This is a genomic window from Pseudochelatococcus sp. G4_1912, assembly GCF_047501465.1.
Lineage (GTDB): Bacteria > Pseudomonadota > Alphaproteobacteria > Rhizobiales > Beijerinckiaceae > Pseudochelatococcus.
The window spans coordinates 578,949-594,813 of the sequence record NZ_JAZDRL010000001.1 but is presented as its reverse complement, the minus strand read 5'-3'; the positions used below and the strand labels follow the sequence as shown (position 1 = coordinate 594,813).

15 protein-coding genes and 1 riboswitch are annotated in these 15,865 nt (G+C 52.6%); of the genes, 6 read left to right on the top strand and 9 right to left on the bottom strand.

Going from position 1 to position 15,865, the window contains the following annotated elements; all coding sequences use genetic code 11:
• Window positions 1–28: 28 nt before the first annotated feature.
• On the bottom strand, window positions 29–487 hold the full coding sequence (locus VRZ32_RS02805) for a NepR family anti-sigma factor (protein WP_414523967.1): 459 nt from the start codon (window positions 485–487) through the stop codon (window positions 29–31).
• Window positions 488–968: 481 nt separating this feature from the next.
• Between VRZ32_RS02805 and VRZ32_RS02800 the strand changes: the two genes are divergently transcribed.
• Window positions 969–1,796, top strand: coding sequence for a response regulator (locus VRZ32_RS02800; protein WP_414523965.1), 828 nt, complete (start codon window positions 969–971; stop codon window positions 1,794–1,796).
• Between the two features lie 75 nt (window positions 1,797–1,871).
• Here VRZ32_RS02800 and VRZ32_RS02795 read toward each other — a convergent pair whose 3' ends face one another.
• From VRZ32_RS02795 to VRZ32_RS02785, 3 genes are all read right to left on the bottom strand, one after another.
• On the bottom strand, window positions 1,872–2,369 hold the full coding sequence (locus VRZ32_RS02795) for a hypothetical protein (protein WP_414523964.1): 498 nt from the start codon (window positions 2,367–2,369) through the stop codon (window positions 1,872–1,874).
• On the bottom strand, window positions 2,366–2,701 hold the full coding sequence (locus VRZ32_RS02790; RefSeq protein WP_414523962.1) for a DUF883 family protein: 336 nt from the start codon (window positions 2,699–2,701) through the stop codon (window positions 2,366–2,368). Before VRZ32_RS02790 ends, VRZ32_RS02795 begins: the two co-directional genes overlap by 4 nt.
• A 149-nt stretch (window positions 2,702–2,850) precedes the next feature.
• Window positions 2,851–3,063: a CsbD family protein gene (locus tag VRZ32_RS02785; protein ID WP_414523961.1), complete on the bottom strand. Its 213-nt coding sequence runs from the start codon at window positions 3,061–3,063 to the stop codon at window positions 2,851–2,853.
• A gap of 172 nt (window positions 3,064–3,235) precedes the next feature.
• On the opposite strand from VRZ32_RS02785, the gene VRZ32_RS02780 reads away from it, so the two are divergent.
• Genes VRZ32_RS02780 through VRZ32_RS02770 form a run of 3 tightly spaced genes read left to right on the top strand, consistent with a single transcriptional unit; the run spans window position 3,236 to window position 6,248 of the window.
• Window positions 3,236–4,288 (top strand): NAD-dependent epimerase, encoded by a 1,053-nt coding sequence (locus tag VRZ32_RS02780; protein ID WP_414523959.1) that lies wholly within the window; start codon window positions 3,236–3,238, stop codon window positions 4,286–4,288.
• The gene (locus tag VRZ32_RS02775) at window positions 4,261–5,289 is read left to right on the top strand and encodes an MraY family glycosyltransferase (protein WP_414523958.1); all 1,029 of its coding nucleotides are present in this window, start codon (window positions 4,261–4,263) and stop codon (window positions 5,287–5,289) included. Before VRZ32_RS02780 ends, VRZ32_RS02775 begins: the two co-directional genes overlap by 28 nt.
• Before the next feature lie 11 nt (window positions 5,290–5,300).
• On the top strand, window positions 5,301–6,248 hold the full coding sequence (locus VRZ32_RS02770; protein WP_414523956.1) for an NAD-dependent epimerase/dehydratase family protein: 948 nt from the start codon (window positions 5,301–5,303) through the stop codon (window positions 6,246–6,248).
• On the opposite strand, the gene VRZ32_RS02765 is transcribed toward VRZ32_RS02770, so the two are convergent.
• The 3 genes from VRZ32_RS02765 to VRZ32_RS02755 all read right to left on the bottom strand — a co-directional run bounded on the left by VRZ32_RS02765 (window position 6,169) and on the right by VRZ32_RS02755 (window position 10,247).
• Complete coding sequence (locus tag VRZ32_RS02765; RefSeq protein WP_414523954.1) at window positions 6,169–8,157, bottom strand: SDR family NAD(P)-dependent oxidoreductase; 1,989 nt, start codon at window positions 8,155–8,157, stop codon at window positions 6,169–6,171. The genes VRZ32_RS02770 and VRZ32_RS02765 overlap by 80 nt on opposite strands.
• An 89-nt stretch (window positions 8,158–8,246) precedes the next feature.
• Window positions 8,247–8,825 carry an ActR/PrrA/RegA family redox response regulator transcription factor gene (locus tag VRZ32_RS02760; protein WP_414523952.1) on the bottom strand — a complete coding sequence of 193 codons (579 nt, stop codon included), beginning with the start codon at window positions 8,823–8,825 and terminating at the stop codon, window positions 8,247–8,249.
• Between the two features lie 39 nt (window positions 8,826–8,864).
• Complete coding sequence (locus VRZ32_RS02755; protein ID WP_414523950.1) at window positions 8,865–10,247, bottom strand: ActS/PrrB/RegB family redox-sensitive histidine kinase; 1,383 nt, start codon at window positions 10,245–10,247, stop codon at window positions 8,865–8,867.
• 552 nt (window positions 10,248–10,799) lie between these two features.
• Between VRZ32_RS02755 and VRZ32_RS02750 the strand changes: the two genes are divergently transcribed.
• Together VRZ32_RS02750 and VRZ32_RS02745 are read left to right on the top strand one after the other, a co-directional pair.
• A complete protein-coding gene (locus tag VRZ32_RS02750) occupies window positions 10,800–12,095 on the top strand; it encodes a polyhydroxyalkanoate depolymerase (RefSeq protein WP_414523948.1) in 1,296 nt (431 codons plus the stop codon).
• Between the two features lie 94 nt (window positions 12,096–12,189).
• Entirely contained in the window at window positions 12,190–12,936 is a 747-nt protein-coding gene (locus VRZ32_RS02745) for a M48 family metallopeptidase (RefSeq protein ID WP_414525015.1), read from the top strand.
• Here the strand turns inward: VRZ32_RS02745 and VRZ32_RS02740 are convergent.
• Both VRZ32_RS02740 and thiC read right to left on the bottom strand, forming a co-directional pair.
• Window positions 12,933–13,403 carry a type III secretion system chaperone gene (locus VRZ32_RS02740; protein WP_414523947.1) on the bottom strand — a complete coding sequence of 157 codons (471 nt, stop codon included), beginning with the start codon at window positions 13,401–13,403 and terminating at the stop codon, window positions 12,933–12,935. The genes VRZ32_RS02745 and VRZ32_RS02740 overlap by 4 nt on opposite strands.
• 215 nt (window positions 13,404–13,618) lie before the next feature.
• The gene (gene thiC / locus VRZ32_RS02735) at window positions 13,619–15,478 is read right to left on the bottom strand and encodes a phosphomethylpyrimidine synthase ThiC (protein WP_414523946.1); all 1,860 of its coding nucleotides are present in this window, start codon (window positions 15,476–15,478) and stop codon (window positions 13,619–13,621) included.
• 75 nt (window positions 15,479–15,553) lie between these two features.
• A riboswitch (TPP riboswitch) is annotated at window positions 15,554–15,746 on the bottom strand.
• Window positions 15,747–15,865 lie beyond the last annotated feature (119 nt).

The window sequence follows — 15,865 nt, the reverse complement described above, 5'->3', positions numbered from 1 at the left end:
CCTCATTGATCGTGCCTGCGCATGGCAGTCAACGCGGCGGTGATTTCCGATCGAGCTCTTCCAGCAATTTCAGGAAGCGATCCGGTGTCTCTTCCGTTAGCAGGTCATTATAGAGAGATTGCAACTGGGCTCCGATGCGGCTTTGCAGGCCCGTAGCAAGGGGCAAGTCAGCAGCAGTTGTTGGTTTGGGCTCGTTGCGTGTAAGCTGTTGTTCATCTGTTGTCATGCTGGTAGCTGACCTTGCTAAGGATTTATCTGGCCGAGAAGCGGAGCTTTTATGAGCAACAGCTTCTGGCGCCGCAGTTTCCGATGATTTATCAGGGGCACGCTCTGCAGCGCCATCTTGTTTCACAGCACTTCCAGATTTTTCATCGCTTTTGGGATGTGTAATTTCTAAAGCAGGCGCACCTTCTCTGTTTGAATCCTCATCTACTTGGGACTCACTTCCCAACCGCTGCCGGTCTCCAGAACGTCCGGTATCCTTCATAGCGGCCTCCAGCCTAAAATCTCCGGATTGCGCCTGTGTCTCCGGAAGGCAAATTTCATTCACATCAGTAGCGTTGTTGCTCATATCTCAGCGAATTATAGAGAGATTTTCTATTTCGAGGCATCCCGATTGTTAAGAACGCTATGCCTGGGATTTAGAAATCGCCCTTTTGGTTCGCCATAACATGAACTACCACACCCGTTAATCAATTTCAGTGTGAACTTATTTCCACAACGTATGAATGGTGATGCGGTTCCATAAAATATGGAACTTTTTCCCTGATAGAAGGTTAAGCGTAAGACATGGTTTGCCCTCTTGGCATTATTATCGTAGAAAATATCATTTGTTTCAAGGAGCTAAGAAGTTATCATCGTGGATACGATGCGTATAGAAGCGTTGTCCTCATTTAATCGTCATACAATGAGTAATGTTGTACTGACGCGGAAACTGATCACATTTCAGGTTTGAAGGGGTTGTATCAATGTCACTTTCCCAACTTGTTGCACCGCATTTGCCTTATCTGCGTCGTTTGGCGCGTGCGTTGACGGGAAGTCAGCAATCTGGCGATGCGTATGCTGTTGCAGCACTTGAAGCTATTGTGGCCAATCCTGATCTACTGAAACCCAATATGCCTCCCCGCGTTGCCTTATATAAGGTTTTATTTGATATATGGCGGCGCGTACCGACCAATGTGGCTGAAAATACCTCCCATGAGGGAGGGTTGCTTGGCATGGCGGAACGGAACGTGCAGCGCAACCTCTCTTCACTCGATATGCAGCCCCGTGCGGCTTTTCTGCTGGAAGTTATTGAAGGCCTTACACGGGACGAGATAGGTCAGATACTTGATTTATCGCAAAGTGACGTTGCAGCCCTTATTGTGCGTGCAGGCCATGAAATATCAGATCAGATTGCATCAGATGTTCTTATTATAGAGGATGAGCCGATCATCGCCATGGATATCGAAGCGCTGGTTGAAGGCTTGGGGCATAGGGTGGTTGGCTTGGCCCGCACTCATGCAGAAGCTCTTGAAAGCGTTAAAAACCATAGGCCAGGCTTGGTGCTGGCCGATATTCAACTGGCTGACGGCAGTTCGGGGCTTGATGCTGTAAACGATATTTTAGCTCAGTTCGAAGTACCTGTCATTTTCATTACCGCTTATCCTGAGCGATTGCTGACAGGCGAGCGTCCTGAGCCAACATTTTTGATTACAAAACCTTTCAGCGTTGATGCTGTACGGGCAGTTATCAGTCAGGCATTATTTTTTGGCTTTCAGGCGCAGCGTCCAACCTCACTGGTTGCGGCTGGCTAAAAAGATAAGAGCCATTGGCGTTCTATATCTGATAGAATGCCAATGGCCCTTGATCCGTGCACGCATTGTCGGGCGCTATCCTTTATCGATACGGCGGGCAAGGATATATCCGGCAACAATGGCGATTCCCGCCAAGGGTAGTGGTCCTACATTGCGCATGAGCGTGCGGCCGCTTTTAGCGGCAATTTCTTCAGGATTAATTTGACGCACTGCTTCGCCAACGCTTTGCATCATATTTTGCGTTACAACAGCCAGATCTGGTGTGCTGACCGCAGGGGTTTTCAGCTGTTCCTCGCTGCTTGAACGTGAGGCGAGGGCGTTGATACCCCATACAATCACAGCAAATGCCAAATAGGCACCGCCAACGATTAACAAAGCTGTGACTGGACCATACATCCGCACAAGCGATATATAGCCTGCTGCGGTAAAGAACCCAACAGCAACTACCGCCAAAAGCGTTGCGATTAAAAGAGTAAGCACGCGCGCGCAAGTACGGCGTGCCTCCTCCTTTACGCGTGTGATTTGGGTTGCGAATACCTGTGCACCAAGCAGGGTGCGTAGAAGAGCAATCATCCTCTACGGCTCATCAAACCGAGAACAAATCCTATCCCAGCCGCAATCAAGACTGATTGCATGGGATGATCTTCAATGCAGCTTTCGACTTTGGAGGTGGCCGTACGCATGCTTTCCTGCGCATCCGAGGCCAACCGCTGTCCTGCCTCGCTTACAGTATGAGCCGTAGAGGAAACAGCGCTAGCGACATTGTCGGTCAAGCCCTTGACGTTTGCGCGAGCATTTTCCGTCTGTCGACGCACGAGGTCTGCCACAGAATCTGTCAGCCCCTTGATATCCTGACGCAGGGTTTCAATTTCATTATTGAGGGCGTTCTCGGTCTTATCAGCCATATTCAGGTCCTCACAAAATTTATTATAAAATCAACGCCAGCCGCTATAAGGGCTAACGTTGATTTGCGTTTCCAACGCGCATCGTGGCTTAACCCTTGCTATTTAGAAAGCTGATTTGCAGGGTTAAAGAAGCCTTAATGCAATTAACCTTACTGACGCGAGGTCCATTCGTCGATTTCACGTTCAGCCTGCTCTTTTGCATAGCCATAACGTTCCTGTAGTTTTCCGGAGAGTTGGTCACGCTTGCCCTCAATCACCTTCATGTCATCATCAGTCAGCTTACCCCACTTTTCTTTTACTTTTCCGGTAAGCTGCTTCCAGTTGCCCTGAACCTGATCCCACGTGTTTTGTGTAGTCCCCATGACGTATCTCCTTTTTGATGAGGTGACTGGAAAACGCCCGTTTGGTCAAAATGTTCCCTGCAAAGCTTGAATCACGGACAGATGGCCGTGTGAAAACGTTCTTTGAGGCTCCCATTCGCAGAAATTTGCTTTATTGTCCGAATGCCTTACCGAGACCTGAGCGGATATCATCTTGTCGAATGCTTCTTCTGTGCAAACGCCCCTGCCACAAACCACCCCACCTGTTCTCGTAACTGGTGTTGCGGGGTTTGTGGGATTTCATGTTGCAAGCCGTCTGCTCGAAAGAGGAGAGATGGTTGTTGGCATTGATAACCTCACACCTTATTACGACCCGGCTTTGAAAGAGGCGCGGTTGGCGCTGCTTATGGCCCACCCAGGCTTTACCTTCAGACGAATTGATCTGTCGGATGCGCACGCCACAGCTGAGGTATTTGCGGAAGTCGGCCCAAAGCGTGTCGTACATCTGGCTGCGCAGCCAGGCGTTCGTCAGTCGATGATCGAGCCGCAACCTTATATTGCGACTAATGTCGTCGCTTTTCTCAATGTGCTCGAAGCATGCCGTCACGGCAAAATCGACCATCTTGTTTATGCATCATCTAGTTCCGTCTACGGGGCAAACCGTAAGGTACCGTTTAGTGAGCATGATAATGTCGATCATCCTGTCAGTCTTTATGCAGCTACCAAAAAGACCAACGAGTTGATGGCCCACTCCTACGCGCATCTCTATGGCCTGCCGGCAACTGGGCTGCGGTTCTTTACCGTCTATGGCCCATGGGGCCGGCCTGATATGGCCGTATACATTTTCACTGATGCGATAGCCCGCGGCACTCCGATCACTGTTGCAAACAGCGGGCGCGTATGGCGCGACTTTACGTATATTGATGACGTGGTTGAAGGCGTTATGCAGGTGTTGGACCATCCCGCAACGCCAAACCTCACATGGGATGCCCTTAGCCCTGATCCTGCAACATCTTCTGCCCCTCATCGCGTCTACAACATAGGCAACAACCGGCCAGAAGAGTTGAATCATTTGATTGGGTTAATTGAGAAGGAAGTTGGCCGCGCCGCTCTTCGCAAGGAAGTACCACTGCCCCCGGGCGATGTGCTCGAAACAGCGGCAGATATTACAGATCTTGCGAGCGCCACGGGTTTCTCACCAGCCACATCGCTGGATGAAGGTATTCGTCGCTTCGTGGCATGGTATCGCGGTTATCACGAGGCGTGAACGTGTTTGCAATTTTAATTGTTTTACTGGCGGCTACTGCTGTATCTGCCGCCTTGATTGTAGCGTTGAAGCCTTTGCTGCAACGCTATGCGTTAGCGCGACCTAATGCGCGCTCCAGCCATACAATTCCGACACCTCAAGGCGGCGGCATTGCTGTTGTGCTTGCTGCTTTAGTGTGCGCTGGCGCAGGGCTTAGTTTTAGTGGCCTTTCAGCAGATATGCTGCGCTTCACTGTCTTGACAATCAGCATGATAGGACTGGGTTTAGTCGGCGCTATCGACGATATTAGACCGCTACCACCAGCGCTGCGGCTTTTGTTTCAAGCTATTGCTGTTGCAACAGTGGTCTCCTCTGCGGGCGTAGGGCCAATGTTCCCACTTCTGCCGCCACTTGTTGAATGGCTGCTGATTTGCCTGGCTGGAATATGGTTCGTTAACCTCGTCAACTTCATGGATGGGCTTGACTGGATGACAGTTGCTGAAATGGCGCCTCTCTCGGCGGCATTGGCGTTGTTTGCTGTCATCGGCTGGCTTGATCCCACAAGCGGTTTGATTGCCGCAGCCCTGTTAGGTGGGTTGCTTGGTTTTGCGCCATTTAACCGTCCGGTAGCGCGATTGTTTTTAGGGGATGTCGGTTCTTTACCGATTGGCCTGATTGTAGGCTTTTTGCTTTATCGGCTTGCTGGCGAAGGTGGCCTGGCTGCGGCCCTTTTGCTGCCACTCTACTATTTAGCCGATGCAACGCTGACGCTTTTCAGGCGTCTGGCGCGTCATGAAAAAGTATGGCAAGCGCATCGCAGTCATTTCTATCAACGCGCAACAGATAATGGCTGGACTGTGCTTGGAGTCGTGAAGCTGGTTGCCGCACTCAACATTGCCTTGGCTTTACTGGCAGCGTTGAGCCTTGCCGTTGATAACGCTCTCTGGCAAACCGCATATGTTGCGATTGGCGCTGTGCTTGTTGCTATCGTGCTGCGCTGCTTTTCTCGTGTAAAAAATTAAAGGAAGCCACCATGCGCATTTTGCTGACTGGCGCTACCGGCTTTATTGGTCGCCATCTAACGGCAGCCTTGGTGGGGCAGGGCCACATTGTTCGCGCGGCCGTGCGTGATGATAAGCCGCTTGCACCAAATGTAGAGCGTGCTTTCATTGGAGATATTGGCGGCAGCCCTGACTGGCGGCAAGCGTTAGCGGGTGTTGATGCAGTCATCCATGCTGCAGGTATTGCTCACGCAGGCCCGGGCATCGCGACCGAGCGCTATAAGCAGGTTAATCACGCTGCGACCCTTCATCTTGCGCATGCAGCACGAGGACGGGTTGGCCGGTTTATCTTTATGTCATCCATACGTGCCCAAACAGGGCCGTCCTCCTCATCGGTTCTGACTGAAAGCGACGAACCACATCCAACAGATGATTACGGCCGCTCCAAATTGGCAGCAGAGCGGGGATTAGCTGAGATAGACGATCTATTCGCAGCATCGGTTCGCCCTGTTCTCGTCTATGGTGAAACGGTGCGGGGTAATATGGGCGGTTTGATCCGCCTTGCTCGCTTACCGATTCTGCTCCCATTTGGTGCGTTGCAGGCACGCCGCTCGCTGGTGTCAGTGGAACTTGTGGCAGAGGCTGTGCAATACCTGTTGGCCAACAACAATACCTCGGGTAAGCCATTGTCAGGGCCATTTATTGTGGCCGACCCTAATCCGGTTAACGTAGCTGAAATGGTCACTGCATTGCGCGAGGGGCTGGGGCAACGTGCAGGTTTGATCTCGCTTCCGCTTCCCTTGCTACGGGCAGCGCTTTCGCCAATCGGACGTGCCGATATGCTAGAGCGACTTAATAGTCCGCTTGTTGTTAAATGCGTGCGGTTACATGAAGCAGGGTTTAAGCCGAGCGTCTCGTCTCAGGAGGGGCTTCGACGTTTGGGGGCACTGCTGGTTGCCGGCGGGCAAAATCGGGAATAGCTGCATCCAGTACCGCTTCAGCTGCGGCCCTGTCATACCGAACAACTGCGTCCTCAAGCTGCGATAGCCACGTGTTCAACTGCGTGCGGCTGGCAAAAATAGCCTTGGCTGCCATTACGCCGTCAATGCCTGTCTCGGTAATGGTCTCGTCGTGTGCGAAAAGAATTTCGTGCAACCGCTCACCGGGGCGAACACCCGTAACGTTAATATCAATATCCACGTTAGGCTCAAAACCGGCCAGGCGGATCATACGCTCTGCCATATCGTGAATGCGTACAGGTTGCCCCATTTTCAGCACGTACACCGATGGCTTGTCTGATGCTTCAGGCGCACGCATATCATCGTCAGCGTGGGAGGCTGCTGTCAGAACAAGATTGCACGCTTCCCGAACAGTCATAAAGTAGCGCACCATGTCTTTGTGCGTCACTGTAACAGGGCCACCACGAGCAATCTGCGCCTTGAATTTGGGCACAACTGAGCCATTTGAGCCAAGCACATTGCCAAAGCGCACAGCAATTAAACGCTGAGCATCTGGTAGGCCGACTGTCTCGAAATCCAGCGTCTGGGAGTACATTTCTGCGAAGCGCTTGGTTGCGCCAAGCATAGACACCGGCTCAATGGCCTTGTCTGTGGAGATCATGACAAATGCACGGGCACCTGCCGCAAGCGATGCATCTGCAGCGTTCACCGATCCAAATACGTTCGTGCGCACACCCTCAGCCCAATCCTGCTCCAGATAGGGAACGTGCTTGAGTGCAGCAGCGTGGAAAACTACATACGGTTTGTAAGCGGCCAGCACGCGATGAAGGCGCGCACGGTCTCGCACATCAGCAATTGCACCATGCACGGCGGGGCCATTGTCAAGCGCATGTAATTCTTCGGTAATCTGATGCAGAGCTGGCTCTGAATTTTCGATTACCATGATGTCAGAAGCGCCGAAAGCCGCAGCTCTCATGCAGATCTCACTGCCGATAGAGCCACCGCCGCCCGTCACGGCAACGCGCTTGCCGCGAATAAAGCGTGCCAGTCGATCATGGTCGATCTCGACAGTTGGGCGCAGCAACAGATCTTCAATTTCAACGGGCGCGAGTGAAGCGATACCGCCTGTCAGCTCACCTTTACCAACATCGAGGCCCTGTAGCCGCGATAGCGGTAGACCAAGTTTGCGGGCGCGCGCGAGGATATGCTCGCTTTCCGCCTCTTGCCCCAAAGCGCTGGGGGCAAGCACAAGGCGGCGGATATTGTAGCCGCGTTCGCCAAATTCAGCGACTGCTTGCTCAAGATCCGAAAACAGCCCCACAACCGGCACACCGCGAATCGACTGTCCAAGATCGGACGTGCGCGGTGTCAGAATACCTTTAGCCTGAATTTTCTTAAGAGCGCCGGATTCAATCGCTCGCAGCAGCATTTCAGCATCTGACGCGCGCCCCAGAATGAGCGCTGGCACAGCGCCTTCACGCGCAAGTGACTGACGAGATTGAGCATACTTTAGATAGCGATAGGCTAAACGAGGACCGCCCAAAAGGAAGAGCTGCAGCATCCAGTAGAGGATGATTGTGATCTTCCCGAAGAAGAAAAATCCATAAAACGTACTGGAAGCCAGCACATAGTCCGCCACCATCAGCGACAACGCAAGCACGGTGACTGAGCGTAAAATGTTGGCCAAATCAGGCAGCGATGCAAAACGCCACCGCGATTTGTAAAGCGCAAAAACCCAGTACACAATGCCCGCGTAGGCAACAAAACCTGGCAGAATAACGGGTAAGGCCTCAAGCCGTGTATCGAGCTGTGCGCCCTCAAAGCGCATAACGAAGGCAAGCGTTACCGCAAGGCCGGTCATGACAAGGTCATGGGCGACGATAAGCAGCTTCTTCAGGCCGGACATAGTACTGGTGTGCGTTTTGGTCATGACCAGCCGGGTATCCGCCGCGAGGCGACAATTGTCAATGTCCCACAAGGGGCTGGATTCACAGGGAAGCCTTTCCGATCACGTTTCTCTTAGCGCGGTGCGCGTTTTGCCAATATACGTTGCAACGTCCGCCGATGCATATTCAGGCGGCGAGCTGTCTCTGAAACGTTGCGGCTACACGACTCATAAATGCGCTGGATATGCTCCCACCGTACGCGATCAGCTGACATTGGATGCTCAGGCACAGCCGCGCGTTCATCTGGACGCGACATCAATGCGGCATGTATCTCATCAGCATCAGCAGGCTTTGCCAGGTAATCAAAGGCACCAAGCTTCACAGCCGTGACGGCGGTTGCGATGTTGCCATAGCCTGTCAGAATAATACCGCGTGCATCAGGGCGGATTTCATTGAGCCGCGTGATTGCATCCAGCCCATTTCCGTCACCAAGGCGCATATCAATTACGGCATAAGCGGGCGCGCGTTCTTCAATCAAAGCAATGCCTTGTGCCACACTATCAGCAGTGCGCACTTCATAGCCACGCTGCTGCATCGCGCGGGCAAGGCGCGTGAGGAAGGCATGATCATCATCAATGATAATAAGACTTTGATCGCCTGCCAGTTGTTCAGTTGTGGGTGCGCCGTCTGTCGGATTATTGTGACCCGTCATCGCGCTCCTCCTTTTGGTTTGTTCCGCGTTCCTGATGCTTTAGCTTAAATGTTCGTCATCTGAAAGCGTTTCACCTGCGCCCGTTGCGCGCAGGTTGGGTTTTGCTGAATGTTCAAAAGCATGGCGCGGCCATGTCACCTTAACAAGAGCACCACGTTCGGGGGATGGCACATTAGTCCATACTATATCTGCGCCTGAGCGTTCAATCAGCGTTTTGGCAATGAAAACGCCGAGTCCATGCCCTTCAGCATTATCATCACGGCTTCGGCGCACGATTCCACGCCTCTCTGCACCTCTTGTGGTGACATAAGGTTCGCCAAGACGCAGCAAAACATCTGACGCGAAACCCGGTCCATCATCCCGAATAGTGAGAGAAACCTTGTCCGCTGTCCAGCGTGCTTCTATCTGGACATTACTACGAGCATAATCAACAGCGTTATCAATGATATTGCCCAGGCCGTAAATCAGCCCGGGATTGCGAGCAATAAAAGGCTCTGGTCCCTCGCCATCACGTGTAATGGTGATTGGCACTTCAAACCCACGTTGTGGCCCGGCGATCTCTTCGATCAGATGCATCAGGCTCAATCGACCAAGGGGGCCCGCATCATCAGTGCTGAGAGAGGTGAGCTTTGCCAGAATGTCGCGGCAACGACCAACTTGTTCGCGCAATAATGTCAGATCTTCTGCCATTGGATGATCAGGACCAGCCGTCCGATCAAGTTCACGCACAACGAGCGCGATGGTGGCAAGCGGTGTGCCAAGCTCGTGCGCTGCCGCTGCCGCAAGGCCATCCAGTTGCGAGAGATGCTGTTCGCGCTCTAGTACGAGCTCTGTGGCGGAAAGGGCATGAGCAAGTTGGCGTGCTTCATCAGCCACTCGCCATGCATAAACACCCGTAAAACCAAGGCCAAGCTGAATAGCAACCCATATGCCGATAATGTAGGGCAGGGGCAGCACAAGGCTTTCCCCCGGAAACCAGGGCAGTGGGAAATGTACAAAAGCCAGCGCCGTCGTCAAAAGCAACGCAAATACACCTAGCAGTAAGGTACGCCATGGTGTGAGCGCCGTAGCTGAAATCATGACGGGAGCCAGCACCAGAATAGCAAACGGGTTCTGCAAGCCACCAGTGAGGAACAGCAGCAACGACAGCTGCAAGATATCATAACCAAGAATGAGAGACGCCAACCCCGCATCAAGCCGCACACTAACCGGATAACGTATTCGCAACCCGATATTGAGCAGTGCCGAGCATGCGATAACGAGGAAGCAGGCGCCGAAGGGTAGGGGAAATTCAAGGCCAAAATGCACTCCCGCAACCGTAACGCTCTGCCCAATCACCGCAAGCCAGCGCAGCCGCACCAGCGTATCGACACGCAAGCGATGGGCATTATGCCCGATATCACCGTGTTGGCGGTCTGCCATAGAATATCTCCTGTCATACTTCCTACGGCCGTGATGAGCGGCTCCTGCATTTTTTGCAAGCCATGCTCTCAAGACATCCATACTACCAAGTCAAAATCTGCGAATCAGAAAAGGCATTTTTGTTCCATCGCGTGACAGATTTTTCCATTTTTCAAAGCATGCGCAGCATTCCACGTTTCGCGATCGCGGCAAATTCATTAAATATCTGTTAATAGTTGCGCGCGTAACTTATTGCATGGCAGAAATATGACACCATTTATATGACTTGGTTTGTATTTTTTGCTTAAAACAATTACGATATGAGCAACGTTCAAGAAGGGGTGGGCGTCGGTTTGGTAAGCGTTTTGCGCATATCTGATTGTTGTAGATGACGATAAGTCAGCGCCAAGCTGGCAGCAATTAAGAGCGTACTTCCACGGCTATCTTGGATGGCTTGGTACTTAAAAATGGCACGGAACCGAACGTGGCTTTGCAAAAGTGCAGAGTTGATCAGAAAAGTTGCGAGCTCGCACATTATACGTTGAGCGCGCTTAACATGGAGGCCGGGAGCAAATGAATCTCGCCTACTACTGGTATGAGGCAGCCCACGCCTTTACCCACCCTGTGCGCACAGTATCCAGCGCCACCCATTATGCGTTCAGTATCCCCGCCAACCCGCTTAGCTACACCGCCTATGGGCGGACAATTTCAGCGGCTTGTGAGCTATTTGAGCGCACGACGCGCCGTTATGCAAAGCCTGAATTCGGCTTCGGCAACGTCGAAATCGAAGGCAAACGCGTTTCAATACGTGAGAGCATCGTTTGGGAAGCACCTTTCTGCCAACTGATCCGCTTTGAGCGGCAGGGGCTGCGGCATAAACAACCGAAATTGCTCATTGTCGCGCCGATGTCTGGCCACTACGCCACCTTGTTGCGCGGCACTGTTGAGGCATTTCTGACAACGCATGATGTCTACATCACCGATTGGCATGATGCCTCGATGGTTCCTATGTCGGCGGGAAGGTTCGACCTCGACGACTATATCGATTATGTCATCGCCATGCTGCGCCACCTTGGGCCTGATACACACGTGATTGGTGTATGTCAGCCAGCCGTCCCGGTTATTGCTGCGGTCGCGTGCATGGAAGCGATGGAAGACCCATCAGTACCACGTTCTATGACGCTGATGGGGGGGCCTATCGATACACGGGAAAGTCCGACCGAGGTCAACAAGCTTGCGCAAGAGCGTGGCATTGCGTGGTTCAAGCGCAACTGTATCACCAAGGTGCCATTTACACGGCCGGGGCACATGCGTGAGGTCTATCCGGGTTTCCTCCAGCTATCGGGCTTCATGGCCATGAACCTCGACCGGCATCTGATTGCCCATCATGATATGTTCAAACATCTTGTGACGGGGGACGGGGACTCTGCTGAAAAGCATCGCACCTTCTACGATGAATATCTGGCTGTAATGGACCTCACAGCGGACTTTTATTTGCAGACGGTGGATGAGGTTTTCGTCAAGCATTCGCTTCCAAAAGGTGAGCTGCTGCATCGTGGTATGAAGGTTGATCTGTCAGCAATTTCGCGCACAGCCTTGATGACGGTTGAGGGTGAGCGGGATGATATCTCTGGCGTTGGCCAGACGAATGCCGCTCACAGATTATGCCCGCTCATACCCGATGCACTGCGTGATCATCACCTGCAAATGAGCGTAGGTCATTATGGCGTCTTCAATGGCAAACGGTTTGTTACAGATATTGCGCCGCGGATCTGCGCCTTTATTGATCGCGTAGAAGTCCATCATGAGAACAAGGCTCAACCGCCCTATGCCGCACGAGCGCGAAGCAAACTTTCGCATGCGTCATAGAGCAATTTGATTTTTAGGGTATGACTGCCTTTTGGTTGACAGCATGACATGAATCGGTACGTGATTGCATGTCGCCATGATGCAGGCCATACCCATGCCTCTTGCCTTGTTTCGTAGATCTCTCAAGCCCATTCCAGAGTATCTCGACGTCGTTTTTGGCAGCGAGAGCTTTCGTGTGCGCGTGAGACCGCGCGCAGGTGTAAAGCGCTTTACCTTACGAGTATCGATGGCCACGGGCGAAGTCATTTTGACCATGCCTGAGCGCGGCGAGGTGAAAGCAGCCCAGCGCTTTATTGATGCACATGGTGGCTGGATCTCACAGCGCATGCAGCGCTTACCTGGGCTGGTTATATTTGAAGCGAACGCGATGATACCCCTGCGAGGTGTGCCGCATCGCATTGTTCACTGGAGTGGCGTTCGGGGGCGTGTGACAGCCCATATAAACGCAGATGGAGAACCTATCATTGCGGTAACAGGGGAACCACCCCATCTGTCGCGCCGCATCCGAGATTTCCTTCAGGCCGAAGCACGGCGCGATTTGTCGGAGGCTGTGGCACGACATACCGCAACGCTTGGAGTGCCTGCACGCAGCATTACACTGCGGGATACAAAGAGCCGCTGGGGTTCATGCTCATCTCAAGGACGATTGAACTTTTCATGGCGCCTTATTCTTGCACCGCCAATGGTTCTTGATTACCTGGCAGCCCATGAGGTAGCGCATTTACGTGAAATGAATCATTCCGACAGATTCTGGCGCTTAACCCATCAATTATGCCCAGCAACCCCTCAGGCCGAAGCATGGCTCAAGCGGCATGGCAGCAGCCTCCATCGTTATGGCTAAAGAGTTTCAAGAGGAGGCATTTGCGCAATGTCTTGCTGCCAGAATGCAGCGCCATTCGCAATTCTCTCGATGGCATGTTGCAAGTCTTCTGGTGACAGGCCCATCAGAGAAAGACGTGCCATAAGAATGATTTCTCCGCTCTTAGCGTCAATCGCTAATGCACCCGTGCGTGCAGTGGCAGTGCTGAAATTTCCAACCAGCAAGCGTGCAAGAAACTGCTCATCAGCATCTTCAGGTGTATGGATCACTGCGCACCGCAGCACCAAAGCACTGCCTTTACAATCAACCGTGATCGTGACGATCCGCTCCCCAAAGCTAACCAGGCATGCATCTTGATCGTTGAAAGATAATTCGGGCAAATTAACGTGAAGACCGAAAGCTTTAATAAGATTCAATGCTGCAGGCGGTACCGCATTTGCAAGCATCGCTTCGGAATGCAATTGATATGGATGCTCGTCAGTCGCCATACTGTTTCACAAAATGGTTTATATAAGCGTTATTAATAGCATACCGAATTGTTAAGTGCGCTTCAAAACTCTTTTCATTGTCAAAGATGCGCTTCTATCACCAATGAATCACAGCTTCATGAAAGAAAATGGCACCGTAAGCAACGCAGTTACGCGTTGCCATTTTACGGTGCCACCTATGGTGATCACTTCCGGGGGCTTGCCGCCAGTGCGGTTTACTCCGCTGCCGGCACGTAAAGCTGCGCACCGCTTTCTTTAAACTCTTGTGCCTTTTCAGTCAGCCCTGAGAGACGCTCGGCCTCTATGCGAAGATCCTGGGTGATGCGCATTGAGCAGAATTTCGGCCCACACATTGAGCAGAAATGTGCCACCTTATGGGCTTCCTTCGGCATGGTTTCATCGTGGAAAGCGCGTGCAGTGTCGGGGTCCAGCGACAAGTTGAACTGATCATTCCAGCGGAAATCAAACCGGGCCCGAGACAGTGCATCATCGCGCAACTTGGCGGCTGGATGTCCCTTGGCGAGATCAGCGGCGTGGGCAGCAATGCGATACGTAATAACGCCGGTCTTGACGTCGTCACGGTTTGGAAGACCCAGATGCTCTTTCGGTGTCACGTAGCAGAGCATTGCGGTGCCAAACCAGCCAATCATTGCTGCGCCAATAGCCGAAGTGATGTGATCGTATCCAGGTGCGATATCAGTCGTCAACGGCCCAAGCGTATAGAAGGGGGCTTCACCGCAGGTTTCAAGCTGCTTGTCCATGTTGGCTTTGATCTTGTGCATCGGCACATGGCCGGGGCCTTCGATCATCACCTGACAGCCCTTTTCCCAGGCAATTTTCGTTAGCTCACCAAGTGTATCAAGCTCGGCAAACTGGGCCGCATCATTAGCGTCAGCAATCGATCCCGGACGTAGGCCATCGCCCAGCGAGAACGATACGTCATACTTGCGCATGATGTCGCAGATTTCACCAAAATGCTCGTAGAGGAAGCTTTCGCGGTGATGCGACAGGCACCAACGCGCCATGATTGAACCACCGCGTGAAACGATACCTGTCACGCGTGTTGCTGTCAGCGGCACGTACGCAAGGCGCACGCCAGCATGGATCGTGAAATAATCAACGCCCTGCTCAGCCTGTTCGATCAGCGTATCGCGGAAAATTTCCCAAGTGAGCTTTTCCGGTTCGCCATCGACCTTCTCAAGAGCCTGATAGATTGGCACCGTACCAATCGGAACCGGCGAGTTACGCATGATCCAGCCGCGGATATTATGGATATTGCGGCCCGTTGAGAGGTCCATCACCGTATCGGCACCCCAGCGTGTGGCCCAAACCAGCTTTTCGACTTCTTCAGCTGCCGAGGACGTAACTGCGGAATTGCCGATATTGGCGTTGACCTTCACAAGGAAGTTGCGGCCAATGATCGTTGGTTCAAGCTCTGGATGATTGATGTTCGCGGGAATGATGGCACGGCCACGCGCGATTTCTTCACGCACAAACTCCGGTGTAATGAAAGTTGGAATAGCCGCTCCAAAATCCTCACCATCAGCGCGACGCTTTTCAGCGCCTTCCGCCATAGCTTGACGACCAAGGTTTTCGCGATGGGCGACGTAAATCATCTCGTCAGTGATGATGCCCGCGCGAGCGAATTCATATTGTGTCACCAACTGGCCATCGCGCCCTGCGAGTACGGGGCGTTCAGCAGGGCAGGCCGGTACAAGACGTTCGGGCGCGACATCGCCTGAGAAGCCATTGTCTTCAGGCTTGACAGCACGCGCCTCTACTCTATCGAAGCCGCGGCTAGCAAGCCAAGAAGCACGGATCGGTGCCAGACCTTGCTCCAGATTAATGACAGCATCTGTATCGGTATAGGCCCCCGATGTGTCTTGCACGCGCACTGGTTCTTCACCGCAGGCGGGGTCAAGCGCGATTTCCCTGAAGGGAACATTGATATCAGGCCGTCCCTCTGGACTAGCATAAATCTTGCGCGATCCTAAAATGGGGCCTGTCGTAACGGCAGCAGGTGCGGCTGTCGTTTTAGCGCGTATTTTGGGCGTTGAATCGGATGTGGTTGTCATAGCAATGCTCCTCCCGGAAAGTGAGAATCCGGGCGTGAAGCGGCTGACAAGTTGCTGAGTGCAGATAAGGCATTAGCGCCAACATTGTCCCGTCCCTCCGCCGGTATAACCCGGATCAGGTTCAAGGGTCACCGTGGCGCTCGCCTCTGCCAAATTAAAGCATCAAACCAAACAGCAAAACGGAACACGCTTTGAAATTCGATGCCACTGCGGCAGGGAGATCATAACGGAATCTCAGCCCCCTCACGGGGCCCCCCTCGGAATAGGGGCAATGTCGGCCCGATTGGTGGTTTTGTCAATCACCAACCGTGAATTGGCCATTAAACACTATACTTTCACGCAGAAGCGCATGCATATGAAGGGATAAATGCATTATATCATATAGTT

What these genes read in the sequence shown, in the direction of transcription:
- VRZ32_RS02805 (WP_414523967.1), bottom strand. Translation starts at nt 487, where the DNA reads ATGAAGGATACCGGACGTTCTGGAGACCGGCAGCGGTTGGGAAGTGAG.
- VRZ32_RS02800 (WP_414523965.1), top strand. Translation starts at nt 969, where the DNA reads ATGTCACTTTCCCAACTTGTTGCACCGCATTTGCCTTATCTGCGTCGT.
- VRZ32_RS02795 (WP_414523964.1), bottom strand. Translation starts at nt 2,369, where the DNA reads ATGATTGCTCTTCTACGCACCCTGCTTGGTGCACAGGTATTCGCAACC.
- VRZ32_RS02790 (WP_414523962.1), bottom strand. Translation starts at nt 2,701, where the DNA reads ATGGCTGATAAGACCGAGAACGCCCTCAATAATGAAATTGAAACCCTG.
- VRZ32_RS02785 (WP_414523961.1), bottom strand. Translation starts at nt 3,063, where the DNA reads ATGGGGACTACACAAAACACGTGGGATCAGGTTCAGGGCAACTGGAAG.
- VRZ32_RS02775 (WP_414523958.1), top strand. Translation starts at nt 4,261, where the DNA reads ATGGTATCGCGGTTATCACGAGGCGTGAACGTGTTTGCAATTTTAATT.
- VRZ32_RS02770 (WP_414523956.1), top strand. Translation starts at nt 5,301, where the DNA reads ATGCGCATTTTGCTGACTGGCGCTACCGGCTTTATTGGTCGCCATCTA.
- VRZ32_RS02765 (WP_414523954.1), bottom strand. Translation starts at nt 8,157, where the DNA reads ATGACCAAAACGCACACCAGTACTATGTCCGGCCTGAAGAAGCTGCTT.
- VRZ32_RS02760 (WP_414523952.1), bottom strand. Translation starts at nt 8,825, where the DNA reads ATGACGGGTCACAATAATCCGACAGACGGCGCACCCACAACTGAACAA.
- VRZ32_RS02755 (WP_414523950.1), bottom strand. Translation starts at nt 10,247, where the DNA reads ATGGCAGACCGCCAACACGGTGATATCGGGCATAATGCCCATCGCTTG.
- VRZ32_RS02750 (WP_414523948.1), top strand. Translation starts at nt 10,800, where the DNA reads ATGAATCTCGCCTACTACTGGTATGAGGCAGCCCACGCCTTTACCCAC.
- VRZ32_RS02745 (WP_414525015.1), top strand. Translation starts at nt 12,190, where the DNA reads ATGCCTCTTGCCTTGTTTCGTAGATCTCTCAAGCCCATTCCAGAGTAT.
- VRZ32_RS02740 (WP_414523947.1), bottom strand. Translation starts at nt 13,403, where the DNA reads ATGGCGACTGACGAGCATCCATATCAATTGCATTCCGAAGCGATGCTT.
- thiC (WP_414523946.1), bottom strand. Translation starts at nt 15,478, where the DNA reads ATGACAACCACATCCGATTCAACGCCCAAAATACGCGCTAAAACGACA.